Below are 24,739 nucleotides of genomic sequence, written 5' to 3'. Positions count from 1 at the left end.
CCACGATGTCTTCAGCTGTTGCTGCTTCCACCTTCTCGGTGAAGGACTTCCTCAAGAGCTTCATGCTCACGGAGCTCCTCAAGGGCATGGTCCTGACGGGGCGCTACGCGTTCCGCCGCAAGATCACGGTCCAGTTCCCGGAGGAAAAAACCCCGCTGTCGCCGCGCTTCCGCGGCCTGCACGCCCTGCGCCGTTACGACAACGGCGAAGAGCGCTGCATCGCCTGCAAGCTGTGCGAGGCCGTGTGCCCGGCGGTGGCGATCACCATCGAATCCGACGTGCGCGACGACGGCTCGCGCCGTACCACCCGCTACGACATCGACCTGACCAAATGCATCTTCTGCGGCTTCTGCGAAGAGAGCTGCCCGGTCGACTCGATCGTCGAGACGCACATCCTCGAGTACCACGGTGAAAAGCGGGGCGACCTGTACTTCACCAAGGAAATGCTCCTGGCTGTCGGCGACCGCTACGAAAAAGAGATCGCTGCCAACAAGGCAGCCGACGCGAAATACCGTTAACGGCAGACGCCCGCAAAGAAAAATTCCATGGACGTCAAGACTGGCTTCTTCTATCTGTTCTCGTTGGTGCTGCTGTTCGCGGCCTTCCGAGTCATCACGGCGCGCAACCCCGTGCACGCCGTGCTCTACCTGATGCTCGCGTTCTCGCAGGCATCGGCCGTCTGGCTGCTGCTGCAGGCCGAGTTCCTGGCCATCGTGCTGGTGCTGGTCTACCTGGGCGCGGTGATGGTGCTCTTCCTGTTCGTCGTGATGATGCTCGACCTGAACATGGACAGCCTGCGACAGGGCTTCTGGAAGCACTTTCCGCTGGCCGCGCTGGTCGGCGTGGTGATCGCGCTCGAGATGGCCTACGTACTGATGGGCGGCTTCCGAGAGATGCCCGCCGCGGCGCAGGCGGCCATGACGCAGGGTGGTTCCAACACCAAGGCGCTGGGCATCCTGCTGTACACCGAATACCTGTACCCCGTGCAGATCGCCGCCGTGATTCTGGTGGTGGCCATGATCGCGGCCATCGCGCTCACGCTGCGGCAACGCAAGGACACCAAGTTCATCGACGTGAGCGACCAGATTCACGTGAAGGCACGCGATCGCATGCACCTCGTGAAGCTCGACGTCACGCGTGCGGCACCGCCGCCTCCGCCGGCCGAGCCCGCACCTGTCGCACCCGCCGCCGCACCGGAGAAGAAGGCATGACACTGACCCTCTCACATTACCTGTCGCTCGGCGCGATGCTGTTCGCGATGTCGGTCATCGGCATCTTCCTGAACCGCAAGAACCTGATCGTGCTGCTGATGTGCATCGAACTGATGCTGCTGGCAGTCAACATGAATTTCGTCGCCTTCTCCCACTACCTGGGTGACATGCACGGCCAGATCTTCGTGTTCTTCATCCTGACGGTGGCCGCGGCCGAGTCGGCCATCGGCCTGGCGCTGCTGGTGCTGCTGTTCCGCAACAAGTCGAGCATCAATGTCGACGAGCTCAACACGCTCAAGGGATAAGGCTTTCTCATGAGCGCAACACTCTCCGCATCCACGCTGCTGGCGGTCCCCATGGCGCCGCTGGTCGGTGCCGCACTGGCCGGCCTGTTCGGCACGAAGTTCGGCGGCAACCACATCGGCCGCAAGGTCACGCATTCGCTGACCATCCTGGGCGTGCTGATCGCCTTCATCATCTCCGCCATGACGCTGCGCAGCGTCATCGTCGACGGTGCGCGCTTCAACGCCACGCTGTACGAATGGATGATCGTCGGCGGCCTGAAGATGGAAGTCGGCTTCCTGGTCGACGGCCTCACCGCCATGATGATGTGCGTCGTGACCTTCGTGTCGCTGATGGTCCACATCTACACGATCGGCTACATGGAAGAAGACGAGGGCTACAACCGCTTCTTCTCGTACATCTCGCTGTTCACCTTCTCGATGCTGATGCTCGTGATGAGCAACAACATGCTCCAGCTGTTCTTCGGCTGGGAAGCGGTGGGCCTGGTGTCGTACCTGCTGATCGGCTTCTGGTTCAACAAGCCGACCGCGATCTTCGCGAACATGAAGGCCTTCCTGGTCAACCGCGTCGGTGACTTCGGCTTCATCCTGGGCATCGGCCTGATCGCGGCCTACGCCGGCACGCTGAACTACGGCGAAGCCTTCGCCAAGGCCGACGACCTGGCCAAGCTGACGTTCCCGGGCACCGAGTGGATGCTCGTGACCGTGATCTGCATCTGCCTGTTCATCGGCGCGATGGGCAAGAGCGCGCAGTTCCCGCTGCACGTGTGGCTGCCCGACTCGATGGAAGGCCCGACCCCCATCTCGGCGCTGATCCACGCAGCGACCATGGTGACGGCCGGCATCTTCATGGTGGCGCGCATGTCGCCGCTGTTCGAGCTGAGCGACACGGCCCTGAGCTTCATCCTCGTGATCGGTGCCATCACGGCGCTGTTCATGGGTTTCCTGGGCATCATCCAGAACGACATCAAGCGCGTGATCGCGTACTCGACGCTCTCGCAGCTCGGCTACATGACGGTGGCGCTCGGCGCGTCGGCGTATTCGGTCGCGGTGTTCCACCTGATGACGCACGCCTTCTTCAAGGCGCTGCTGTTCCTGGGGGCCGGCTCGGTGATCATCGGCATGCACCACAACCAGGACATCCGCTGGATGGGCGGCGTGCGCAAGTACATGCCGATCACCTGGATCACCTTCGTCCTGGGCTCGCTCGCCTTGATCGGTACGCCGCTCTTCGCCGGCTTCTACTCGAAGGACAGCATCATCGAAGCGGTGCACGAGAGCCATCTCTGGGGCTCGGGCTTTGCGTACTTCGCGGTGCTCGCCGGCGTGTTCATCACGGCCTTCTATTCGTTCCGTCTGTACTTCCTGGTATTCCACGGCAAGGAGCGCTACGACCAGAACCCGGACGCTCACCACGACGACCACCACGACGATGCGCATGCGCACGGCCACGACGATCACGGCCATGGTCACGATGCCCACAAGCCGCATGAGTCGCCCTGGGTCGTCTGGCTGCCGCTGGTGCTGCTGGCGATCCCGTCGGTCGTGATCGGCTTCATGACGATCCAGCCGATGCTCTACGGCGACTTCTTCAAGGACGCGATCTTCTTCAATCTGGAGAAGCATCCCGCGATGGAAGAGATGAAGGCCGCCTTCCACGGCCCCTGGGCCATGGCGCAGCACGGTCTGACGACCATGCCGTTCTGGCTGGCACTCGCCGGCGTCGTGGTCGCTTACTACATGTACATGATCAACCCGGCCTTGCCGGCGGCGATCAAGCGCGCTTGTGGCCCGGTCTACCGCCTGCTCGAGAACAAGTACTACCTCGACTGGATCAACGAGAACATCGTGGCGCGCGGCGCCCGTGCGCTCGGCACCGCCTTCTGGAAGGGTGGCGACCAGGCCCTGATCGACGGTGCCGTGGTGAACGGCTCGTGGAAGCTGATCGGCCGCATCGCCGGTGTGGTGCGATGGATGCAGTCGGGCTACATCTACCACTACGCCTTCGCGATGCTGTTGGGCATCTTCGTGCTCATGACGTACTTCGTCTGGTTCAACAAGTAAGCGTGCGCGCTGGAGAAAAAGAAAAATGGGTTTGTTGAGCCTTGCCATCTGGGTGCCGATCGCCTTCGGCGTCCTGCTCCTGGCCATCGGCCGTGACGACCGTGCCAGCATGGTCCGCTGGATCGCGCTGGTCGGTTCCATCGTGAGCTTCCTGGTCACGATTCCGCTGTACACGCGTTTCCAGCTCGGCACCGCAGCGATGCAGTTCGTCGAGAAGCAAAGCTGGATCCAGCGCTTCAACGTGAGCTACCACGTCGGCATCGACGGTCTGTCGCTGTGGATGGTGCTGCTGACCGCCTTCATCACCGTGATCGTCGTGATCTCGGCGTGGGAGGTGATCACCGAGCGCGTCAGCCAGTACTTCGGTGCCTTCCTGATCCTGTCGGGGCTGATGGTCGGCGTCTTCTCGGCGCTCGACGGCATCCTGTTCTACGTCTTCTTCGAAGCCACGCTGATCCCGATGTACCTCATCATCGGCATCTGGGGCGGCCCGAACAAGATCTACGCCGCCTTCAAGTTCTTCCTGTATACGCTGCTTGGCTCGCTGCTCATGCTGGTCGCGCTGATCTACCTGTACAACAAGTCGGGCGGCAGCTTCGACATCCTGACCTGGCACCGGCTGCCGCTGGCCAGCGGTGCGCAGAGCTTCCTGTTCTTCGCCTTCTTCGCGGCCTTCGCCGTGAAGGTGCCGATGTTCCCGTTCCACACCTGGCTGCCCGACGTGCACGTCGAGGCGCCCACCGGCGGCTCGGCGGTGCTGGCCGCGATCATGCTGAAGTTGGGCACTTACGGTTTCCTGCGCTTCTCGATGCCGATCGCGCCGGACGCTTCGCGCGAATGGGCCTGGCTGATGATCGGCCTGTCGCTCATCGCCGTGATCTACGTCGGCCTGGTCGCCCTGGTGCAGAAGGACATGAAGAAGCTGGTGGCGTACTCGTCGATCGCCCACATGGGCTTCGTCACGCTCGGCTTCTTCATCTTCAACGAGCTGGGCGTCTCGGGCGGCATCGTGCAGATGATCGCGCACGGCTTCGTCTCGGCGGCCATGTTCCTGGGCATCGGCGTGCTGTACGACCGCGTGCACTCGCGCCAGATCGCCGACTACGGCGGCGTGGTCAACACCATGCCCAAGTTCGCCGCCTTCGCGCTGCTGTTCGCCATGGCCAATTGCGGCCTGCCGGGCACTGCCGGCTTCGTGGGCGAGTGGATGGTGATCCTCGGGGCGGTCAAGGCCAACTTCTGGGTCGGCTTCGGTGCGGCCACCGCGCTGATCTTCGGCGCGGCCTACACGCTGTGGATGTACAAGCGGGTCTACCTGGGTCCGGTGGGCAACGACCATGTGAAGGAACTCAAGGACATCAATGCCCGTGAGTTCCTGATGCTGTCGCTGCTGGCCATCGCCGTGCTGTGGATGGGCCTGGCTCCGAAGCCCTTCACCGATGTGATGGACGCTTCCGTGAGCAACCTGTTGCAGCACGTCGCCGCGTCCAAGCTTCCCTGAAATCCACGCTGACAAGAGAACGAGATGATTGACAAACTCAGCTGGATGGCGATCTACCCCGAAGTGGTGCTGCTGGTCATGACCTGCATCATTGCCCTGGTGGATTTGTCGACGACCGGTGCACGCCGCACCCGCACCTACATCCTGACGCTGCTCACGCTGGCGGTGGTGGCGGCGCTGACCGGCCTCAACGCCTACAACGGCCACACGTTCTACGGCTTCCACGGCATGGTCGTGAGCGACCCGATGGGCAACTGGCTCAAGTGCTTTGCCACCGTGGCGCTGATGGTGACGCTGGTCTACGGCCGTCCCTACGCGGCCGACCGCGGCATGCTGCGCGGCGGCGAGATGTTCACGCTCAGCATGTTCTCGCTGCTGGGCGGCTTCGTGATGATCTCGGGCAGCAACTTCCTGTTGATCTACCTGGGCCTGGAACTGCTCACGCTCTCCAGCTACGCCCTGGTGGCGCTGCGCCGAGACAACGCGACCGCCAGCGAAGCCGCCATGAAGTACTTCGTGCTCGGCGCCATGGCCAGCGGTTTTCTGCTGTACGGCCTGTCGATGATGTACGGCGCCACCGGTTCGCTCGACGTCAACGAGGTGTTCAAGGCCATCGCGAGCCGCAAGGTGAACCATCAGGTGCTGGTGTTCGGCCTGGTCTTCATCGTCGCCGGCCTGGCTTTCAAGGTCGGCGCCGCGCCGTTCCACATGTGGGTGCCCGACGTCTACCAGGGCGCGCCGACGGCGATCACGCTGCTGATCGGCGCCGCGCCCGAGCTGGCCGCCTTCGCGATCATCATCCGCCTGCTGGTGGAAGGCCTGCTGCCGCTGGCCATCGACTGGCAGCAGATGCTGGCGGTGCTGGCCGTCGCGTCGCTGCTGGTGGGCAACCTGGCCGCCATCGCGCAGACCAACCTCAAGCGCATGCTGGCCTACTCGACCATCTCGCAGATGGGCTTCATGCTGCTGGGTCTGGTGGCGGGCGTGGTCAACGGCAGCACCTACAACGCGCAGTTCGCGTACAGCGCCTCGATGTTCTACGTCGTGACCTACGTGCTGACCACGCTGGCGAGCTTCGGCATCATCCTGCTGCTGGCGCGCGAGGGTTTCGAGAGCGAAGAGATCACCGACCTGGCCGGCCTCAACCAGCGCAGCCCGCTGTACGCCGGCGTGATGGCCATCGCGATGTTCTCGCTGGCCGGCCTGCCGCCGCTGGTCGGCTTCTACGCCAAGCTGGCCGTGCTGCAGGCGCTGATCGCGTCGGGACAGGCCATCTACATCGGCCTGGCCGTGTTCGCGGTGATCATGTCGCTGATCGGCGCCTTCTACTACCTGCGCATCGTGAAGGTCATGTACTTCGATGCGCCCGTCACGGCGACGACCGTGTCGGCACCGCGCGACGTGCGTGCCGTGCTGACGGTCAACGGCGCGCTGATCCTCATCCTCGGCATCGTGCCCGGCGGCCTGATGACGCTGTGCGCCCAGGCCATCGTGGCCACGCTGGCGAACTGACGACGGCGTGTCGCAAAGTGCCTCCGTCTGGCTGGTCCTGCTGCTGGCCCTGGTGGCGGCGAACCTGCCGTTCCTGAACGAGCGATTGCTCGCGCTGGTGCCCGTCGGCACCGGCGGCAGGAAGTCGCTGGCGATCCGGCTGGCGGAACTGGTGCTGCTCTATTTCATCGTCGGCGGCATCGGGCTGCTGTTCGAGCGCCGGGTCGGGCAGATCGCGCCCCAGGGCTGGGAGTTCTACGCCATCACCGGCGCACTCTTCATCGTGCTGGCCTTTCCCGGTTTCACCTGGCGCTACCTGCTCAAACACCGGAACTGACCCCCATGGACGAAGCGCATCTAAAGGAAGAGGGCATCGCGAGCGAATCGCTCTTCGAGGGCAATTTCCTCCACGCCAAGCGCGACACCGTGCGCCTGCCCGACGGCCATACGGCCACGCGCGAGTACGTGATCCACCCTGGCGCCGTCGTGGTGGTGCCGCTGCTCGACGACGGCCGGCTCGTGCTCGAGCGGCAGTACCGCTACCCGGTGGGGCAGGTGATGACCGAGTTCCCGGCCGGCAAGCTCGACGCGGGCGAGTCGCCGCTGGTCTGCGGCCAGCGCGAGCTGCTGGAAGAAACCGGCTACACCGCCCGCGAGTGGGCCTATGCGGGCCTGATGCATCTGGCGGTCGGCTACTCCACGGAGATCATCCACATCTTCTTCGCCCGCGGGCTCACGCTCGGCGATCGCCAGCTCGACCACGGCGAGTTCGTCGACGTGTTCACGGCGACGCCGCAGGAGCTGTTCGACGGCTGCCGCGACGGCCGCGTGACCGACGCCAAGACGCACAGCTGCATGCTCTGGCTGCAGAACGTCCTGTCGGGCGTGTGGACGCTCGACTGGCAGACCCTGCCCGCCGCGAACGGCGGCTGATAATCGCCGGCATGAAGGTTCTCGACCTCCAATGCCGGCACGGCCATGCCTTCGAGGGCTGGTTCGCCTCCCACGATGCCTTCGAGGAACAGCGCGCGGCCGGGCTGGTCGCATGCCCGATCTGCGGTGACACGTCCGTTGCCAAGCTGCTGTCCGCACCGCGCCTCAACCTGAGCGGTGCGAGGGCGCCCGACATCCCGTCGGCACCGGCCAACGCCGTGACCACCCCGGATTCACCCGAGGCGCGCTGGATGCGCGCCGTGCGCGAGGTGATGGCGAAGACCGAAGACGTCGGCGACCGCTTTGCGGACGAAGCGCGTCGCATGCATTACGGTGAGACCGCTGAACGCGGCATCCGTGGCCAGGCCACGCGCGAGCAGACCGAGGCCTTGCTCGACGAGGGCATCCCGGTGCTGCCGTTGCCGCTGCCCGCGGCGCTCAAGGAAACGCTGCAGTAGCGTCAGCGTTGGGCGCTCGCAGCGCGACCCCGCCGCGCGAACTCAGGCCGTGAACTGCAGCGCGGCCAGCCGCGCATAGGCGCCGCCCTGTGCCACCAGCGTGGCGTGCGTGCCCTGTTCGACGATGGCGCCGTGGTCGAGCACGACGATGCGGTCGGCCTTCTGAACGGTCGCCAGCCGGTGCGCGATCACCAGAGTGGTCCGGCCGGTCATGGCCGACTCCAGTGCCGCCTGCACCATGCGCTCGCTCTCGGCGTCGAGCGCGCTGGTGGCTTCGTCGAGCAGCAGCAGCGGCGGGTTCTTGAGCATCGCCCGCGCGATCGCGATGCGCTGGCGCTGACCGCCCGACAGCCGCACGCCACGCTCGCCCAGGAAGGTGTCGTAGCCCTCGGGCAGGGCCTTCAGGAAGTCGTCGGCGTAGGCCGCCCGCGCGGCGGCGTACACCTCGTCCGGGCTGGCTTCGGGCCGGCCGTAGCGGATGTTCTCGAAGGCGCTGGCCGAGAAGATGACCGCATCCTGCGGCACCAGGCCGATGCGGTGGCGCAGGTCCTCGAGCGCGAGGCTGTCCAGCGGCGCGCCGTCGAGCACGATGCGGCCGGTGCCGGGGTCGTAGTAGCGCAGCAGCAGCTGGAACACCGTGCTCTTGCCGGCGCCGCTCGCGCCCACCAGCGCCACCGTTTCGCCGGGCGCCACCTGCAGACTGAAGTCGCGCAGCGCGGGCGTGAGCGGCCGCGAGGGGTAGTGGAAGGTCACCGCGTCGAAGCCGACGCTGCTGCCGGCCGGCGGTACCGGGGCCGCGACCGGGCGCGCCGGCGAGGCGATGGCCGAGCGGGCGTGCAGCAGTTCCATCAGCCGCTCGGTGGCGCCGGCGGCACGCAGCAGGTCGCCGTAGACCTCGCCCAGCACGGCAGCCGCGCCGGCCAGGATGATCACGTACACCACCGTCTCGCCCAGGTGGCCCGCGGTGATCGTGCCCTGCAGCACCGCCTGCGTGCCCTGGTACAGGCCCCACAGCAGCGCGGCCGAGGTCGCGATGATGATGAAGGCGACCAGCACCGAGCGCGCCTTGGCGCGGCGCACGGCGGTGTGGAAGGCGTTGTCGGTCGAGGCGTCGAAGCGGGCCGCTTCGCGCGCCTCCGCCGTGTAGCTCTGCACCACCGGAATGGCGTTCAGCACCTCGGCCGCGATGGCGCTCGAGTCGGCCACGCGGTCCTGGCTGGCGCGCGACAGCTTGCGCACGCGGCGGCCGAACCACATGCTCGGCAGCACCACCAGCACCAGCACGCCCAGCACCTGGCCCATGACGTAGGGGTTGGTCCACACCAGCATCCCCAGCGCGCCGATGCCCATCACCGCATTGCGCAGTCCCATGCTCAGCGACGAGCCCACCACCGTCTGTACCAGCGTCGTGTCGGCCGTGAGGCGCGACAGCACCTCGCCGGTCTGCGTCGTCTCGAAGAACTGCGGGCTCTGGCGCAGCACGTGCGCATAGACCGCATTGCGCAGGTTGGCCGTGATGCGCTCGCCGAGCCAGCTCACCGTGTAGAAGCGCGCCGCCGAGAACAGGCCGAGCGCCACGGCCACGCCGAAGAGGGCGAAGAAGTGGTCGCGCAGCGCCATCGTCTGCGCGCCGCGGTCGGTGGTCACCAGTCCGCCGTCGATCAGCCGACGCAGCGCCAGCGGGAACACCAGCGTGGCGCCGGCTGCCGCCACCAGAAAAACAGCCGCGAGTGCGATCTGCCAGCGGTACGGCCGGAGAAAGGGGAGCAGGCCCGACAGGGATTTCGGAGAGCCTTTTGCAGGCGAGCGGGAAGCGGAGACGGCCATGGGTGCCGATTCTACTGACCGATTGCCTTTGCAAAGGTAGCCTTGACAGTAATTGCCTAAGCAAATAATATCGCGTCCCCATGAACGATCCCATCCGTCCCGAGAACTCCGATGCCGGCGCGACGCCGCTGGCCGTGCCGAACTTCTATTCGGCGGCCACCTACCGGTCCGAGGAGAGCGTCGGCTACCTGATGCGGCGCATCATGACCGCGGTCGGGCAGGCTGTGGATTGCCAGATTTCCGATCCGGACGGCCCGACCTATCCGCAATGGATTCCATTGCACAAGCTGGAGGTGGGGGCCGCCACCACCGTGGCCGAACTCGCGCGCGAATGCCTGCTGGACGCCGGCGCGATGACGCGGCTGCTCGACCGGCTCGAGGCCAAGGGCCTGTGCCGTCGCGTGCGTTCGCTGGAAGACCGCCGCGTCGTCAACATCGAACTGACCGACGAGGGCCGGGCGGCCGCCCTGCAGGTGCCCGAGATCCTGAGCCGGGTGCAGAACGAGCACCTCGCGGGCTTCAGCGACGCCGAGTGGGAGCAGCTCAAGAGCTACCTGCGCCGCATCCTCGACAACGCACAGGCCCTGGCGGCCCGTGGAGAAAAGAAATGACCCGTTCCCTGTCCGTGTTCCGTCGCGGCGTTGCGTTTCCCGTCGCCACGGCCGTTCTCGTGCTGCTCGCCGGCTGCGCCGACATGTCGGGCATCGCATCGCAGTCCAAGCTGCGCGATGCCGATTCGCTGGGCCTGAAGGCCGCACCGTTCAGCACCGGCCTCAGTGCGGTCGATGCGCGCTGGTGGGCGGGCTTCGGCGATGCGCAACTCGATGCGCTGGTCGACGAGGCGCTGGCCGGCAGTCCGAACATCGCGGTGGCACGGGCGCGGCTGTCGCGTGCGCAGGCCGCCATCGCCACGGCCGAATCGGCCGACCGGCCGCAACTGAACGGTTCGCTCGACGCCACCCGCCAGAAGTTCAGCAGCAACTACATCTACCCGGCACCGCTCGCCGGCTCCATTCAAGAGGTGGGCACGCTGCAGCTCAACGGCAGCTGGGAGATCGACTTCTTCGGCAAGAACCGCGCGGCGCTCGACAGCGCCCTGGGTTCTTCCAATGCGGCGGCGGCGGAGGTCGATGCCGCGCGCATCCTGCTCGCCAGCAATGTGGCGCGCGGCTACATCCAGTGGGCGCGCCTGAACGATCAGCTCGCCGTCGCGAAGCGCACGCTCGCGCAGCGCGACGAGACGCTGCAGCTGGTGCGCGACCGCGTGTCGGCCGGCCTCGACACGCGCCTGGAGCTGCGCCAGAGCGAAGGCGGCCTGCCCGAGGCGCGCCAGCAGATCGAGGCGCTCGACGAGCAGATCGCGATCGCGCAGCACGCCCTCGACGCCTTGGTGGCCCGCCCCGACGCCACCAAGGCGCTGACCCCGCCCAGCCTGGCGTCGCTGCACGCCGTTGCACTGCAGCCGAACATCCCGGCCGACCTGCTCGGGCGGCGCGCCGACATCGCTGCGGCGCGCTGGCGCGTGGAGGCCGCCACCGGCGACGTGGCCGGTGCGAAGACGCTGTTCTATCCGAACGTCAACCTCACGGCCTTCGTCGGCCTGCAGAGCCTGGGCTTCGACAACCTCCTGAAGTCGAACAGCGCGCAGTGGGGCGTTGGCCCGGCCGTCCGCCTGCCGATCTTCGAGGGCGGACGGCTGCGCGCCAACCTGCGCGGCAAGGCGGCCGACCTCGATGCCGCGATCGAGAGCTACAACGCCAGCGTGCTCGACGCGGTACGCGACGCGGCCGACCAGGTGAGCAGCGCGCAATCGGTGGCACGCCAGCAGGCGCAGCAGCGCGAGGCGCAGGCCGCCGCCGAAGGCGCCTACGAGATCGCCGTGCAGCGCTACCGCGCCGGCCTCGGCAACTACCTCAACGTGCTGACCGCCGAATCGACCGTGCTGGCGCAACGCCGCCAGGCGGTCGACCTCGCGGCGCGTGTGCTCGACACCCAGGTGGGCCTGGCGCGCGCGCTCGGCGGCGGATGGCAGCCGCCCGTCGCGGTCGCCGCCACGGGCAAGACCGCCGCGGCCCACTGAAACACGGGCGCGCTGACCGCGCGCCACCCAACGCCTGAACTCGAAGGACACTGACATGGACAACAACAACGCACCCGCCGCTCCCGCCCCGGCCGCGAAGGCCGGCAACCCGAAGCGCCGCCGCGCGCTCACCGCGCTGGCCGCGGTGGTCGTCGTCGCCGGCGGTGGCTGGGGCCTCTACGAATGGCTGGTGGCCAGCCACTACGAGGACACCGACAACGCCTACGTGCAGGGCAACGTCATCCAGATCACGCCGCAGGTCACCGGCACCGTGCTGTCGATCATGGCCGACGACACCGACTTCGTGAAGGCCGGCCAGCCGCTGGTGCAGCTCGACCCGGCCGACGCCCGGCTCGCGCTCGCCCAGTCCGAAGCCGCGCTGGGCCAGGCCGTGCGCCAGGTGCGCACGCTCTACGCCAACAACGGCTCGCTGGCCGCGCAGGTGACGCTCAAGCAGGCCGACATCGCGAGGGCGCAGAGCGACATCGTCCGCGCGCAGGACGACCTCAGGCGCCGCCAGGCGCTCACCGGCAACGGCGCGGTGTCGAAGGAAGAGCTCAACCATTCCGAGACGGCGCTGGCCAACGCGAAGAGCGCGCTCGCCGCCGCCCAGGCCGGCGTCGCGTCGGCCCGGGAGCAGCTCGCCAGCAACCAGTCGCTGACCGAAGGCACCAGCGTCGAGCAGCACCCGAACGTGCTGGCGGCCGCGGCCAAGGTGCGCGAGTCGTGGCTCGCGGTGCAGCGCGTCGCGCTGCCGGCACCGGTCGACGGCTACGTCGCCAAGCGCACCGTGCAGTTGGGCCAGCGTGTGGCCGCGGGCACGCCGATGATGTCGATCGTGCCGCTCAACCAGCTGTGGGTCGACGCCAACTTCAAGGAAGTCCAGCTGCGCAACATCCGCATCGGTCAGCCCGTGAAGCTCACGGCCGACCTGTACGGCAAGAAGATCGAGTACGACGGCAAGGTGGCTGGCCTGGGCGTGGGCACCGGTGCCGCCTTCGCGCTGCTGCCGGCGCAGAACGCCACCGGCAACTGGATCAAGGTGGTGCAGCGTGTGCCGGTGCGCATCGCGCTCGACGCCGAGCAGCTCAAGGCCAGCCCGCTGCGCGTCGGCCTGTCGATGGATGCCGAAGTCGATGTGACCGACAAGGCCGGCAAGGCGCTGGCCGATGCGCCGCGCAGCACCGCCTTCGCACAGACGCAGGTGTATGCCGACGTCGATCGGGACGCCGAGGCGGATGCCGATGTTGCCCGCATCATCGCGGCCAATCTCGGTCGCCCCGTGAAGCCGCAGGGCGCAGCCGCGACGCCGGCAGAAGGCACGCCGCCATCGAGCCTGCACCCGGCCGCGCAGAATGGGCGTGGCGCCACGCTGGCCATGCACCAGGCCGCGCGCGGCTGATCGGCACGCCGCCCCATGGCCACCACCGCCGCACCCGTCGCTCATCCGCCACTGGAAGGGTCGGCGCGCATTCTCGGGACGATCGCGCTGTCTGCCGCGACCTTCATGAACGTGCTCGACACGTCGATCGCGAACGTCTCGCTGCCCGCCATTTCGGGCGACCTCGGCGTCAGCTCGACACAGGGCACCTGGGTCATCACGAGCTTCGCCGTGGCGAACGCCATCGCCGTGCCGCTCACCGGCTGGCTCACGCAGCGCTTCGGGCAGGTGCGCCTGTTCCTGCTCAGCATCCTGCTGTTCGTGATCAGCTCCTGGCTGTGCGGCCTGGCGCCGAACATGACCACGCTGATCCTGTTCCGCGCCGTGCAGGGCTTCGTCGCGGGGCCGATGATCCCGCTGTCGCAGACGCTGCTGCTGGCGAGCTACCCGCGCGCGCTGGCCGGGACGGCGATGGCGATGTGGGCCATGACGACGCTGGTCGCGCCGGTGATGGGGCCGCTGCTGGGCGGCTGGATCACCGACAACGTCTCCTGGCCGTGGATCTTCTACATCAACATCCCGGTGGGCATCCTGGCCGCGGGCATCACCTGGTCGATCTACCGCAAGCGCGACAGCCAGATCAAGCGCCTGCCGATCGACGGTGTCGGCCTGGCGTTGCTGGTGCTCTGGGTCGGCGCGATGCAGCTGATGCTCGACAAGGGCAAGGAGCTCGACTGGTTCCACTCGCCGGCGATCGTGACGATGGCCGTGGTGGCGGTGGTGGGCTTCGCCTTCTTCATCATCTGGGAGCTGACGGACGAGCACCCGGTGGTCGACCTGTCGCTCTTCCGGCGACGCAATTTCTGGTCGGGCGCGGTGGCGACCGCGGTGGCCTACGGGCTGTTCTTCGGCAACCTCGTGCTGATGCCGCTGTGGCTGCAGCAGTACATGGGCTACACCGCGACGCAGGCCGGGATGGTGCTGGCGCCGGTCGGTGCGTTCGCGATCGTGCTGTCGCCGATCGTGGGGATGACGGTGGCCAAGGTCGACCCGCGTCGCTACGCGACCTTTTCCTTCCTCGTGTTCGCGCTGGTGCTGTGGATGCGCTCCAACTTCAACACGCAGGCCGACATCGGCACCATCATGATCCCGACGATCATCCAGGGCATCGCGATGGCGTTCTTCTTCATCCCGCTGGTGACGCTCACCTTGTCGGGCCTCACGCCGGACCGCATTCCGGCGGCGTCGGGGCTGTCGAACTTCCTGCGCATCACGGCCGGTGCCATCGGGACGTCGGTCGTCACGACCGTGTGGGACAACCGCGCGACCGTGCACCACGCGCAGCTCGCGGAGTCGATCAACCCGGGCAACGCGACGGCGATGGCGACGATGAACAGCCTGAGCAACAGCGGCCTGAGCGCCGACCAGGTGCTCGCGCAGATCAATCGCCTGATTGACCAGCAGGCGTTCATGCTGGCATCGAACGACGTGTTCTATGCGTCGGCCGTGCTGTTCATCTTCCTGATCCCGCTGGTCTGGCTGGCACGTCCGCAGATGGGCGGTGCGGGTTCGGATGCCGCAGCGGGCGCGCACTGAGAAGGTGCCGGGCGGCGAGCGCTGACGCGGCCCTGACGGCGGCCCGCCCACAACGCGCGCAGGTTGCAGTGCAGCATAGGCATTTGCCCCAGTAGGCACGGGGGAGGGGGTCGCCAACAATGCGGACGCGCTCAAGGTGGGCGCGAACAGACGCAACGCATGACCGACCTTTCCCCTCAGCCCACGGCCCCCCGCGCGAGATGAGCGACATCATTCTCGAAACGCGCCAGCTCACCAAGGAATTCAAGGGCTTCACCGCGGTCAGCCAGGTCGACCTGAACGTCGTGCGCGGGTCGATCCATGCGCTCATCGGCCCCAACGGCGCGGGCAAGACGACCTGCTTCAACCTGCTGACGAAATTCCTCGAGCCCACCTCGGGCGCCATCCTGTTCAACGGCCAGGACATCACGGGCGAACGCCCGGCGCAGATCGCGCGGCGCGGCATCATCCGCTCGTTCCAGATCTCGGCGGTGTTCCCGCATCTCACGCTGCTCGAGAACGTGCGCCTGGGCCTGCAGCGCGCGCTCGGCACCTCGTACCACTTCTGGAAGAGCGAGCGGTCGCTCAAGCCGCTCGACATCCGTGCCCGTGCACTGCTGGCCGAGGTCGGGCTCGAAGACCTCGCCGACGAGCTCACGGTGAACCTGCCCTATGGCCGCAAGCGGGCGCTCGAGATCGCGACCACGCTGGCGATGGAGCCCGAACTGATGCTGCTCGACGAGCCCACGCAAGGCATGGGCCACGAAGACGTGCACCGCGTGGCCGAACTCATCAAGCGCGTCTCGGTCGGCCGCACCATCCTCATGGTCGAACACAACATGAGCGTGGTGTCGACCATCGCCGACACGATCACGGTATTGCAGCGCGGCGCGGTGCTGGCCGAAGGGCCGTATGCCGAGGTCTCCAGGAACCCGCAAGTGATGGAGGCCTACATGGGCACGACCGACGGCCAACTGCAGGGAGCGCATTGATGACCCCCACGCTCCTCACTTCGTGTAGTTCGCTGCCCCCCGAGGGGGCGCGTGCCTCCCTTGGGGCGGCCCGGCGGGAGGCACACTGATGTCGGCACCTGCACTTCAAATCCAGGGACTCCAGGCCTGGTACGGCGAATCGCATGTGCTGCACGGCGTCGACATGGTCGTGCAGCCCGGCGAAGTCGTCACGCTGCTGGGCCGCAACGGTGCCGGCCGCACGACCACCATGCGCGCCATCATGGGCCTCGTGGGTGCGCGCAAGGGCAGCATCCAGGTCAACGGCGTCGAGACCATCGTCATGGCGACGCACCGCATCGCGCACCTGGGCCTGGGTTATTGCCCCGAGGAACGCGGCATCTTCGCGAGCCTGTCGGCCGAAGAGAACCTGCTGCTGCCGCCTGCGCTCAAGGGCATGGGGCCGGGCATGTCGATCGACGAGATCTATGCCATGTTCCCCAACCTGGCAGAGCGTCGCCACAGCCAGGGCACGCGCTTGTCGGGCGGCGAGCAGCAGATGCTGGCCGTGGCGCGCATCCTTCGCACCGGCGCCAAGCTGCTGCTGCTCGACGAGATCTCCGAAGGGCTCGCTCCCGTCATCGTGCAGGCGCTGGCCCGGATGATCACCATGCTGCGCGGCAAGGGTTACACGGTGGTCATGGTCGAGCAGAACTTCCGCTTCGCCGCACCGCTGGCCGACCGCTTCTACGTGATGGAGCACGGCCGCATCGTCGAGACCTTCGGTGCGTCGGAACTCGACGCGAAGATGCCGGTGCTCAACGAGCTGCTCGGCGTCTGACGGCCCGCTTTCTTCACGACAACGACACGGAGACAAGACCATGAAAAGAAAACTGAGTGCCATCGGCCTGGCAACTGCATCGCTGCTTCTGGCGACCACCGGGGTGCAGGCCCAGGAGAAGGTCACGATCGGCTTCGTCACCGACCTGTCCAGCCTCTACGCCGACCTGGAAGGCAAAGGCGGCATCACCGCGATCCAGATGGCGATCGAGGACTTCGGCGGAAAAGTCCTCGGGCAGCCGATCGAGCTGCTCACGGCCGACCACCAGAACAAGGCCGACGTGGCGGCGTCGAAGGCGCGCGAGTGGATCGACACCGCCGGTGTCACGATGGTCTTCGGCGGGACCAACTCCGGCACCGCGCTGGCCACCGCCAAGGTGGCGCAGGAGAAGAAGCGCGTCTACTTCAACAATGGCGCGGGCACCTCGGCCCTGACCAACGAGCAATGCAGCCCCTACACCGTGCACTACGCCTACGACACCGTGGCGCTGGCCAAGGGCACGGGTGGCGCGGTGGTCGACAAGGGCGGCAAGAGCTGGTTCTTCCTGACCGCCGACTACGCCTTCGGCCACGCACTGGAGGCCGACACCTCGAAGGTCATCAAGGCCAAGGGTGGCACCGTGGTCGGCGCCGTGCGGCATCCGCTGAATGCATCGGACTTCTCGTCCTTCCTGCTGCAGGCACAGAACTCCAAGGCCCAGATCCTGGGCCTGGCCAACGCCGGCGGCGACTTCATCAACGCGGTGAAGGCGTCGAAGGAGTTCGGCATCAACAAGACGATGAAGACGGCTGGCCTGCTGGTGTTCCTGAGCGACATCCACAGCCTGGGCCTGAAGAACACCGAAGGCCTGCTGCACACCACCAGCTGGTACTGGGACCTGAACGACGACACGCGCAAGTTCGCCAACCGTTTCTTCGAGAAGACCAAGCGCATGCCGACCGACGTGCAGGCGGCCGACTACTCGGCCACGACGACCTACCTGAAGGCGGTGGCCGCCGCCAAGACCACCGACTCGGACAAGGTGATGGCGCAGCTCAAGAGCATGAAGATCGACGACTTCTACGGCAAGGGCCAGATCCGCGCCGACGGCAGCTTCATCCACGAGATGTACCTGGTCGAGGCGAAGTCGCCCGCCGAGTCGAAGAAGCCGTGGGATTACCTGAAGGTCGTGGCCAAGCTGCCGGGCGAGCAGGTCTTCACGACCAAGGCCGAGACCAAGTGCGCCCTCTGGAAATGATCCGCCCGCCACGACGACCCGAACCCCGCATCGACCGCACCCCATTCATCCAGGAGACACCATGAAACGCACCCTCATCGCCACCGTCTGCACACTCGCCGCCGGCCTCATCGGTGCCTCCGCGGCACAGGCCCAGGCCACCGACAAGGTCAAGATCGGCTTCATCACCGACATGTCGAGCCTGTACGCCGACGTGGAAGGCAAGAACGGCGCGCTGGCCATCCAGATGGCCATCGACGACTTCGGCGGCAAGGTCAACGGCATGCCGATCGAGCTGCTCACGGCCGACCACCAGAACAAGGCGGACATCGCGGCGTCGAAGGCGCGCGAGTGGATCGACACGCAGGGCCTGACGATGCTCTTCGGCGGCACCAGTTCCGGCACCGGCCTGGCCATGGCCAAGGTGGCGCAGGAGAAGAAGCGGGTCTTCATGGTCAACGGCGCCGGCAGCTCGGCGCTCACCAACGAGCAGTGCACCCCGTACACGGTGCACTACGCCTACGACACCGTGGCGCTCGCCAAGGGCACCGGCGCTGCGGTGATCGCGCGCGGCGACAAGAGCTGGTTCTTCCTGACGGCCGACTACGCCTTCGGCCATGCGCTCGAAGCCGATGCGAGCAAGGTCGTCAAAGAGAAGGGCGGCACGGTGGTGGGCGCGGTCAGGACGCCGCTCAACACCTCGGATTTCTCGTCCTTCCTGCTGCAGGCGCAGAACTCGAAGGCGCAGGTGCTGGCGCTGGCCAATGCCGGCGGCGACACCATCAATTCGATCAAATCGGCGCGCGAGTTCGGCATCACCAAGTCGATGAAGATGGTCGGCCTGCTGGTGTTCGTCACCGACATCCACAGCCTGGGCCTGAAGAACACCGAAGGCCTGCTGCTGACCACCAGCTGGGACTGGAACCTCGACGACAAGACCCGCGCCTTCGGCAAGAAGTTCTTCGAGAAGACCAAGCGCATGCCCACCGACATCCAGGCGGCCGACTACTCGGCCACCATGACCTATCTGAAGGCCTTGCAGGCCGCCAAGACGACCGACGCCGACAAGGTGATGGAGTACATCAAGAAGACGCCGATCGACGACTTCTACGCCAAGGGCTACGTGCGCCCCGACGGCCGCTTCGTGCATGACATGTACCTGATGCAGGTGAAGTCGCCGGCCGAGTCGAAGCAGCCGTGGGACTACTACAAGGTGGTGCAGAAGCTCAAGGGCGAGGACGTCTTCACGACCAAGGCCGAGTCGCGCTGCACGCTCTGGAAGTAGTCGGCGGCCCATGCGCGGGCGGGCCGGCCGCCCGCCGCTGAATCAGAAACTCGATCGTTGTTGTTGAAGCGTCTTCCATGAATATCTCCCTGCCGGCCTTGTTGAGCCAGCTCCTCCTGGGGCTGGTCAACGGCTCGTTCTACGCGATCCTGAGCCTGGGGCTGGCCGTGATCTTCGGTCTGCTCAACGTGATCAACTTCGCCCACGGGGCGCTGTTCATGCTGGGGGCGGTGCTCAGCTGGATGGCGATGGAGTATTTCGGCATCAACTACTGGGTGATGCTGCTGGCCGCACCGGTCATCGTGGGCCTGTTCGGCGTGCTGATCGAGCGGCTGCTGCTGCGCTGGATCTACAAGCTCGACCACCTCTACGGCCTGCTGCTCACGCTCGGCCTCACGCTGCTGATCGAAGGCGTGTTTCGCTCGGTCTATGGCGTCTCGGGCCTGGCCTACGACGCGCCGGATGCGCTCTCCAGCGCCACCGACCTCGGCTTCATGGTGCTGCCCAACTACCGCGCCTGGGTGGTGGTCGCATCGCTGGTGATCTGCTTTGCCACCTGGTATGTCATCGAGAAGACCCGGCTGGGCGCCTACCTGCGCGCGGGCACCGAGAACCCGCGGCTGGTCGAGGCCTTCGGCGTCAACGTGCCGCTGATGATCACGCTGACCTATGCCTTCGGCTGTGCGCTCGCCGCCTTCGCCGGTGTGCTGGCGGCGCCGGTGATCCAGGTGTCGCCGCTGATGGGGCAGAACCTCATCATCGTGGTGTTCGCGGTGGTGGTGATCGGCGGCATGGGCTCGATCATGGGTGCCATCCTCACCGGCCTGGGCCTGGGCGTGGTCGAAGGGCTCACCAAGGTGTTCTATCCGGAGGCCTCCTCCACCGTCGTGTTCGTGATCATGGTGATCGTGTTGCTGATTCGTCCGGCCGGCCTGTTCGGCAAAGAGAAATAAGAAGCGCGGTATGAAGAAGCTATCTCTCGTCATCTACCTGCTGCTGCTCGTCGCATTGCTGGTCGCACCTTTCGTCGGGGCGTACCCGGTGTTCGTCATGAAGCTCATGTGCTTCGCGCTGTTCGCTTCGGCCTTCAACCTGCTGCTGGGCTACACCGGTCTGCTGTCCTTCGGCCATGCGGCCTTCCTGGGCGGCTCGGCCTACGTGGCCGGCCACGCGATGAAGGTCTGGGGCCTGACGCCCGAGCTCGGCCTGCTGGCCGGCACGCTGGCGGGCGCGCTCATGGGCTGGCTCTTCGGCGTGCTCGCCATTCGCCGGCAGGGCATCTACTTCGCGATGATCACGCTGGCGCTGGCGCAGATGATGTTCTTCGTCGCGCTGCAGGCCAAGTTCACCGGCGGCGAGGACGGCCTGCAGGGCGTGCCGCGCGGCAAGCTGTTCGGCGTGATCGACCTGTCGAACGACCTCACGATGTACTACGTGGCGCTGGCCGTCGTCGTCGCTGCCTTCCTCTTGATCGTGCGCACCATCCATTCGCCTTTCGGCCAGGTGCTCAAGGGCATCAAGGAGAACGAGCCGCGCGCGCTGTCGCTGGGCTACGACGTGGCCCGCTTCAAGCTGCTGGCCTTCGTGATCTCGGCCGCGCTGTCGGGTCTGGCGGGTTCGCTCAAGACGCTGGTGCTGGGCTTCGCCACGCTGTCCGACGTGCACTGGACGGCGTCGGGCCAGGTCATTTTGATGACGCTGGTGGGCGGGCTGGGCACGCTGTCGGGCCCGATCGTCGGTTCGGCGGTCGTGGTGCTACTGGAGAACAAGATCGGCGAACTGGGCAACTTCCTGGCGCGCGTCACCACCATCGACTGGTTCAACACGCTGGGCGAGTCGGTGACCATGGTCACCGGCCTGATCTTCGTGGTCTGCGTGCTGGCCTTCCGCAAGGGCATCATGGGCGAGATCATCGCCTTCATCGAGCGGCGGCGCGGCAAGCGCGCCTGAAGCCTCCCAGATTCCTCCGCAGTCGCTGCCGATCATGGCAGCATGCATTTTTCCAACTTTCGCCTGCTGGGCGCGGCCGCTGCGGTGGCCGGCGCACTGGCAGCCCCAGCCGCCTGGGCCATCGAACCTTTCGCCGTGCGCGACATCCGCGTGGAGGGGCTCCAACGCGTCGAGCCCGGCACCGTCTTCGCCACCGTGCCGCTGCATGTCGGCGACACCTACACCGACGAGCGAGGGTCGGCATCGATCCGTGCGCTGTTCGAGCTCGGAGTCTTCAAGGACGTGCGCATCGACGTGCGCGACGGCACGCTGATCGTCATCGTGGAGGAGCGCCCCACGGTGGCCGACGTCGACTTCGTCGGCGCCAAGGAGTTCGACAAGAAGGCGCTGCTCAAGGCCCTGGCCGAGGTGGGCCTGGCCGAAGGGCGCGCCTACGACAAGGCGCTGACCGACCGCGCCGAGCAGGAGATCAAGCGCCAGTACGTCAGCCGCAGCCTCTACAACGCCACGGTGGTGACCACCATCACGCCGATCGATCGCAACCGCGTGAACCTGAATTTCAATGTGACGGAGGGCGAGCCCGCCCGCATCCGCGAGATCCGCATCGTGGGCCAGCGGGCCTTCTCGGAGGACACGCTGCTGAGCCTGTTCGACCAGGACAGCGGCGGCTGGATGAGCTGGTACACCAAGTCGAACCAGTATTCGCGCACCAAGCTCAATGCCGACCTGGAGACGCTGCGTTCGTACTACCTGTCGCGCGGCTACATGGAGTTCCGCATCGACTCGACGCAGGTGGCCGTCTCGCCCGACCGGCAGGACCTCAGCGTGACGGTGAACATCACCGAGGGCGAGCGCTTCGTGGTTGCCGGCGTGCGGCTCGACGGCGACTACCTGGCGCGCGAGAAGGAGTTCCAGGCGCTGGTGGACGTCCGCGTCGGCGAGCCCTACAACGGCGAGCAGGTGACGGCGACGACGAAGGCCTTCACCGACTACTACGCGAGCTTCGGCTTCGCCTTTGCAAGGGTCGTGGTGCAGCCGGACATCGACCGCGAGCGGCGCCGCGTGACGCTGGTGCTCAAGGGCGAGCCGCAGCGGCGCGTGTACGTGCGGCGCGTGAACATCGGCGGCAACAGCCGCACCCGCGACGAGGTGATCCGGCGCGAATTCCGCCAGTACGAAGCGAGTTGGTACGAAGGCGACAAGATCAAGCTCTCGCGTGACCGGGTGGACCGTCTGGGCTACTTCACCGACATCAACATCGAGACGCAGGAGGTCGCGGGCTCGCCCGACGAGGTGGACCTGATGGTCGACGTGAAGGAGAAGCCCACCGGCAGCCTGCAGCTGGGCGCCGGCTTCTCCAGCAGCGACAGCGTCACGCTGACCTTCGGCATCACGCAGGAGAACGTCTTCGGCTCGGGCAACTACCTGGGCTTGTCGGTGAGCGCCGGTTCTTACAGCAAGGCGATCTCGCTGTCGGCGACCGACCCGTACTTCACGCGCGACGGCATCTCGCGCACGGTCTCGGCCTTCTATTCGACGTCTCGGCCGTACTACGACGTCGACGGCAACTACGAACTGGTGCATGAGGGGGCGTCGATCAAGTTCGGCGTGCCCTTCAACGAGATCGATCGCGTCTTCTTCGGCATCGGCCTCGAGAAGTACCACTTCGACCCCGGCTCCAACGGCACCACCACGACGGTCGATGGCACGACCTACGACACCGGCGTGCCGCAGTCCTATAGCGACTACTTCGCCTGCAGCCGCGACGCCAGCAGCGGCGTGGTCACGAACTGCACGAAGGCAGGCGTCTGGGGCATTCCGCTGACCGTGGGCTGGTCGCGCGACGACCGCGACAGCGCGCTGGTGCCGACCAAGGGCCGCCTGCAGTCGGCCAACCTGGAGGTCGGCGTCGGCGGCGACATGCGCTACCTCAAGACCGACTACCAGTACCAGCAGTACTTCGCGCTCAACAAGCAGTACACGCTGGCGGTCAACGGGCAGCTCGGCTATGCCAAGGCGCTGGCCGGTCAGACCTACCCGGTGTTCAAGAACTTCTATGCGGGCGGCCTGGGCTCGGTGCGCGGCTTCGAGAGCAACTCGCTGGGGCCGCGCGACAGCGTGACCGACGGCGCGCTGGGCGGCACCCGCAGGGCGATCTTCAATGCCGAGCTGAGCACGCCCTTCCCGGGTGCGGGCAACGACCGTACGCTGCGGCTCTACAGCTTCTTCGACATGGGCAATGTGTTCGCCGAACGCAGCGCCAGCCTGACCGATGCGCAGTGGAAGGCCCAGCAGGCCCTGCGGGCGTCGGTGGGCCTGGGCATCAGCTGGATCTCGCCGCTCGGGCCGCTGCGCGTGGCCTATGCCATTCCGGTCAAATACCAGAAGGCGGACGACACGAACGGCATCGCGAAAGACCGGACGCAGAGCTTCCAGTTCCAGATCGGCACGGCGTTCTGAGCCCGTGGGCTCAGGGCAGGCGATCGAGGAGCTCGCCCACCAGCTGCGCCAGCGCGACCAGCGCGTGCCAGAGCGCTTGCAGGGCGCGGAGGAATTCCATTCGTGTATTTCTTGCCGGCGCTGCCCGTGCTCGTGGGCGGCCGGCCCTAGATCAGCGGGTGCTGCAATGCGCCTTGCGAAGGGGGGTGCGATGCGGGCCACGCCGAGCCGTCGACCGTGGTGCCGAGCGCACCCTGCAGCCGGTACAGCAGCTTGATCCAGCCCAGGGCGAGCGTGCCGCTGGCGCTGCTGAACTGCTGCGAATACAGCATGAGCTGCTGGTAGCGTTCCAGCACGTCCAGCTCCGAGCCGGAACCGTCCTGCTGGCGCGCCAGGGCGTCTTCGAGCGACCGGCGGACGTTGGTGGCCTGTGCCTCCAGTGCGGCGGTCTCGGCGTGCTGCGCCTGCAGTTCGTGCACGGCGGCCGAGATCTCGGCCGTTGCGTGCGCGACCACGCCGTGGAGGTAGCCGTCGTTGCCCGCCGTCGTGCGCGAGGGCGCGGCGATGGCGCGCAGCGCCTGCGCGAGCACGACGTCCTGCCGTTTGAAAACCCAGTCCATCGGCGCCTGTTCGGGAAGGCGCGCGGTGAACTGCGGCAACCGTTGTTCGGCCAAGGCCGGCATGACGAGTGCCTCAAGCGCCTGGGCGCCCATCCCGCAGCGGGTGGACAGGAGCGCGAGCAGCATGGCGCGCCGGTCGACCAGCGTGCGCTCGGCCGCGATCGCGTCGGTCATGCGCTGCTGCAGTACCGACCGGTTGACCTCCGAGAGCGTTCCGGCGGCCATCAGCTCGGCTTCCCGCCGCGTGGCCGCCATGGCCTCGCGGATGAGCTCGATGCCGATGCTGTCGACCTTGGCGCTCACGTAGGCCGCAGCCACCTGCATGTCGAGCGGCAGGGCGAGCGCGTCGCCCGCCACGGTCAGCGTGGCGGTGGCGCCCGGCATCCCGCTGGCATGGTGGCGGGCGGCGAGGATCAGCGCGTTCAGCGTGTCGTCCTGGAAGCCCAGCCACCAGGCGTCCGACGCGAAGGGCGCCGCGCTTGCAGCGCGCGTGGCCGAGCCGCTCATCGTCACGGCGACGGGCCGTGTCAGCGAAGGCGCCATCACGAGATTGGCTTCGGCACCGACGGCGGCCGAGAGGCCGAGCAGCGCCAGGAAGGGAAGGGGAATCCGCAT

At 66.7% G+C, this 24,739-nt stretch carries 22 protein-coding genes; 20 read left to right on the top strand and 2 right to left on the bottom strand.

Going from position 1 to position 24,739, the window contains the following annotated elements:
- Positions 1–5 precede the first annotated feature (5 nt).
- From nuoI to N8A90_RS10565, 9 genes are read left to right on the top strand one after another with little or no spacing between them, the layout of a single operon-like run.
- Positions 6–518: an NADH-quinone oxidoreductase subunit NuoI gene (nuoI, locus tag N8A90_RS10605; protein WP_262074815.1), complete on the top strand. Its 513-nt coding sequence runs from the start codon at positions 6–8 to the stop codon at positions 516–518.
- Between the two features lie 27 nt (positions 519–545).
- Positions 546–1,211: an NADH-quinone oxidoreductase subunit J gene (locus N8A90_RS10600; RefSeq protein WP_262074814.1), complete on the top strand. Its 666-nt coding sequence runs from the start codon at positions 546–548 to the stop codon at positions 1,209–1,211.
- Positions 1,208–1,516 carry an NADH-quinone oxidoreductase subunit NuoK gene (gene nuoK, locus N8A90_RS10595; protein WP_262074813.1) on the top strand — a complete coding sequence of 103 codons (309 nt, stop codon included), beginning with the start codon at positions 1,208–1,210 and terminating at the stop codon, positions 1,514–1,516. Before N8A90_RS10600 ends, nuoK begins: the two co-directional genes overlap by 4 nt.
- A gap of 9 nt (positions 1,517–1,525) precedes the next feature.
- A complete protein-coding gene (nuoL, locus tag N8A90_RS10590; RefSeq protein ID WP_262074812.1) occupies positions 1,526–3,577 on the top strand; it encodes an NADH-quinone oxidoreductase subunit L in 2,052 nt (683 codons plus the stop codon).
- Positions 3,578–3,602: 25 nt separating this feature from the next.
- The gene (locus N8A90_RS10585) at positions 3,603–5,078 is read left to right on the top strand and encodes an NADH-quinone oxidoreductase subunit M (protein WP_262074811.1); all 1,476 of its coding nucleotides are present in this window, start codon (positions 3,603–3,605) and stop codon (positions 5,076–5,078) included.
- Between the two features lie 24 nt (positions 5,079–5,102).
- A complete protein-coding gene (nuoN, locus tag N8A90_RS10580; RefSeq protein WP_262074810.1) occupies positions 5,103–6,590 on the top strand; it encodes an NADH-quinone oxidoreductase subunit NuoN in 1,488 nt (495 codons plus the stop codon).
- Between the two features lie 7 nt (positions 6,591–6,597).
- On the top strand, positions 6,598–6,906 hold the full coding sequence (locus N8A90_RS10575) for a DUF2818 family protein (RefSeq protein ID WP_262074809.1): 309 nt from the start codon (positions 6,598–6,600) through the stop codon (positions 6,904–6,906).
- A gap of 5 nt (positions 6,907–6,911) precedes the next feature.
- Positions 6,912–7,502, top strand: a complete 591-nt coding sequence (locus N8A90_RS10570) for an NUDIX domain-containing protein (RefSeq protein WP_262074808.1) — start codon at positions 6,912–6,914, stop codon at positions 7,500–7,502.
- An 11-nt stretch (positions 7,503–7,513) separates the two neighbouring features.
- Positions 7,514–7,960, top strand: coding sequence for a DUF1178 family protein (locus tag N8A90_RS10565; protein ID WP_262074807.1), 447 nt, complete (start codon positions 7,514–7,516; stop codon positions 7,958–7,960).
- Positions 7,961–8,002: 42 nt separating this feature from the next.
- Here the strand turns inward: N8A90_RS10565 and N8A90_RS10560 are convergent, their stop codons facing one another.
- Positions 8,003–9,787: an ABC transporter transmembrane domain-containing protein gene (locus tag N8A90_RS10560; RefSeq protein WP_262074806.1), complete on the bottom strand. Its 1,785-nt coding sequence runs from the start codon at positions 9,785–9,787 to the stop codon at positions 8,003–8,005.
- Between the two features lie 80 nt (positions 9,788–9,867).
- Here N8A90_RS10560 and N8A90_RS10555 point away from each other — a divergent pair, with 80 nt between their 5' ends.
- From N8A90_RS10555 to bamA, 11 genes are all read left to right on the top strand, one after another.
- Positions 9,868–10,398: a MarR family winged helix-turn-helix transcriptional regulator gene (locus N8A90_RS10555; RefSeq protein WP_262074805.1), complete on the top strand. Its 531-nt coding sequence runs from the start codon at positions 9,868–9,870 to the stop codon at positions 10,396–10,398.
- Positions 10,395–11,867 (top strand): efflux transporter outer membrane subunit, encoded by a 1,473-nt coding sequence (locus N8A90_RS10550; RefSeq protein ID WP_262074804.1) that lies wholly within the window; start codon positions 10,395–10,397, stop codon positions 11,865–11,867. The genes N8A90_RS10555 and N8A90_RS10550 overlap by 4 nt, the downstream gene beginning before the upstream one ends.
- 55 nt (positions 11,868–11,922) lie before the next feature.
- Positions 11,923–13,269, top strand: a complete 1,347-nt coding sequence (locus N8A90_RS10545; protein WP_262074803.1) for an HlyD family efflux transporter periplasmic adaptor subunit — start codon at positions 11,923–11,925, stop codon at positions 13,267–13,269.
- Between the two features lie 15 nt (positions 13,270–13,284).
- Positions 13,285–14,844, top strand: coding sequence for a DHA2 family efflux MFS transporter permease subunit (locus tag N8A90_RS10540; RefSeq protein WP_262074802.1), 1,560 nt, complete (start codon positions 13,285–13,287; stop codon positions 14,842–14,844).
- 200 nt (positions 14,845–15,044) lie between these two features.
- Complete coding sequence (locus N8A90_RS10535; protein ID WP_262074801.1) at positions 15,045–15,815, top strand: ABC transporter ATP-binding protein; 771 nt, start codon at positions 15,045–15,047, stop codon at positions 15,813–15,815.
- 88 nt (positions 15,816–15,903) lie between these two features.
- Positions 15,904–16,614, top strand: a complete 711-nt coding sequence (locus N8A90_RS10530; RefSeq protein WP_262074800.1) for an ABC transporter ATP-binding protein — start codon at positions 15,904–15,906, stop codon at positions 16,612–16,614.
- Between the two features lie 40 nt (positions 16,615–16,654).
- Positions 16,655–17,851, top strand: coding sequence for an ABC transporter substrate-binding protein (locus N8A90_RS10525; RefSeq protein WP_262074799.1), 1,197 nt, complete (start codon positions 16,655–16,657; stop codon positions 17,849–17,851).
- A gap of 61 nt (positions 17,852–17,912) precedes the next feature.
- A complete protein-coding gene (locus tag N8A90_RS10520) occupies positions 17,913–19,115 on the top strand; it encodes an ABC transporter substrate-binding protein (RefSeq protein WP_262074798.1) in 1,203 nt (400 codons plus the stop codon).
- Between the two features lie 77 nt (positions 19,116–19,192).
- Positions 19,193–20,068 (top strand): branched-chain amino acid ABC transporter permease, encoded by an 876-nt coding sequence (locus N8A90_RS10515; protein ID WP_262074797.1) that lies wholly within the window; start codon positions 19,193–19,195, stop codon positions 20,066–20,068.
- A 10-nt stretch (positions 20,069–20,078) separates the two neighbouring features.
- Complete coding sequence (locus N8A90_RS10510) at positions 20,079–21,065, top strand: branched-chain amino acid ABC transporter permease (protein ID WP_262074796.1); 987 nt, start codon at positions 20,079–20,081, stop codon at positions 21,063–21,065.
- A 42-nt stretch (positions 21,066–21,107) separates the two neighbouring features.
- Complete coding sequence (gene bamA, locus N8A90_RS10505; RefSeq protein ID WP_262074795.1) at positions 21,108–23,525, top strand: outer membrane protein assembly factor BamA; 2,418 nt, start codon at positions 21,108–21,110, stop codon at positions 23,523–23,525.
- 146 nt (positions 23,526–23,671) lie between these two features.
- Here bamA and N8A90_RS10500 read toward each other — a convergent pair whose 3' ends face one another.
- Positions 23,672–24,739 (bottom strand): hypothetical protein, encoded by a 1,068-nt coding sequence (locus tag N8A90_RS10500; protein WP_262074794.1) that lies wholly within the window; start codon positions 24,737–24,739, stop codon positions 23,672–23,674.

It is taken from the genome of Variovorax sp. N23 (assembly GCF_025486315.1).
Lineage (GTDB): Bacteria > Pseudomonadota > Gammaproteobacteria > Burkholderiales > Burkholderiaceae_C > Variovorax.
This window is presented reverse-complemented; position numbering and strand designations above follow the sequence as displayed.

Coding starts and splice junctions, on each gene's coding strand:
- nuoI (WP_262074815.1), top strand. CDS start 6: ATGTCTTCAGCTGTTGCTGCTTCCACCTTCTCGGTGAAGGACTTCCTC.
- N8A90_RS10600 (WP_262074814.1), top strand. CDS start 546: ATGGACGTCAAGACTGGCTTCTTCTATCTGTTCTCGTTGGTGCTGCTG.
- nuoK (WP_262074813.1), top strand. CDS start 1,208: ATGACACTGACCCTCTCACATTACCTGTCGCTCGGCGCGATGCTGTTC.
- nuoL (WP_262074812.1), top strand. CDS start 1,526: ATGAGCGCAACACTCTCCGCATCCACGCTGCTGGCGGTCCCCATGGCG.
- N8A90_RS10585 (WP_262074811.1), top strand. CDS start 3,603: ATGGGTTTGTTGAGCCTTGCCATCTGGGTGCCGATCGCCTTCGGCGTC.
- nuoN (WP_262074810.1), top strand. CDS start 5,103: ATGATTGACAAACTCAGCTGGATGGCGATCTACCCCGAAGTGGTGCTG.
- N8A90_RS10570 (WP_262074808.1), top strand. CDS start 6,912: ATGGACGAAGCGCATCTAAAGGAAGAGGGCATCGCGAGCGAATCGCTC.
- N8A90_RS10565 (WP_262074807.1), top strand. CDS start 7,514: ATGAAGGTTCTCGACCTCCAATGCCGGCACGGCCATGCCTTCGAGGGC.
- N8A90_RS10560 (WP_262074806.1), bottom strand. CDS start 9,787: ATGGCCGTCTCCGCTTCCCGCTCGCCTGCAAAAGGCTCTCCGAAATCC.
- N8A90_RS10555 (WP_262074805.1), top strand. CDS start 9,868: ATGAACGATCCCATCCGTCCCGAGAACTCCGATGCCGGCGCGACGCCG.
- N8A90_RS10550 (WP_262074804.1), top strand. CDS start 10,395: ATGACCCGTTCCCTGTCCGTGTTCCGTCGCGGCGTTGCGTTTCCCGTC.
- N8A90_RS10545 (WP_262074803.1), top strand. CDS start 11,923: ATGGACAACAACAACGCACCCGCCGCTCCCGCCCCGGCCGCGAAGGCC.
- N8A90_RS10540 (WP_262074802.1), top strand. CDS start 13,285: ATGGCCACCACCGCCGCACCCGTCGCTCATCCGCCACTGGAAGGGTCG.
- N8A90_RS10535 (WP_262074801.1), top strand. CDS start 15,045: ATGAGCGACATCATTCTCGAAACGCGCCAGCTCACCAAGGAATTCAAG.
- N8A90_RS10530 (WP_262074800.1), top strand. CDS start 15,904: ATGTCGGCACCTGCACTTCAAATCCAGGGACTCCAGGCCTGGTACGGC.
- N8A90_RS10525 (WP_262074799.1), top strand. CDS start 16,655: ATGAAAAGAAAACTGAGTGCCATCGGCCTGGCAACTGCATCGCTGCTT.
- N8A90_RS10520 (WP_262074798.1), top strand. CDS start 17,913: ATGAAACGCACCCTCATCGCCACCGTCTGCACACTCGCCGCCGGCCTC.
- N8A90_RS10515 (WP_262074797.1), top strand. CDS start 19,193: ATGAATATCTCCCTGCCGGCCTTGTTGAGCCAGCTCCTCCTGGGGCTG.
- N8A90_RS10510 (WP_262074796.1), top strand. CDS start 20,079: ATGAAGAAGCTATCTCTCGTCATCTACCTGCTGCTGCTCGTCGCATTG.
- bamA (WP_262074795.1), top strand. CDS start 21,108: ATGCATTTTTCCAACTTTCGCCTGCTGGGCGCGGCCGCTGCGGTGGCC.
- N8A90_RS10500 (WP_262074794.1), bottom strand. CDS start 24,739: ATGCGGATTCCCCTTCCCTTCCTGGCGCTGCTCGGCCTCTCGGCCGCC.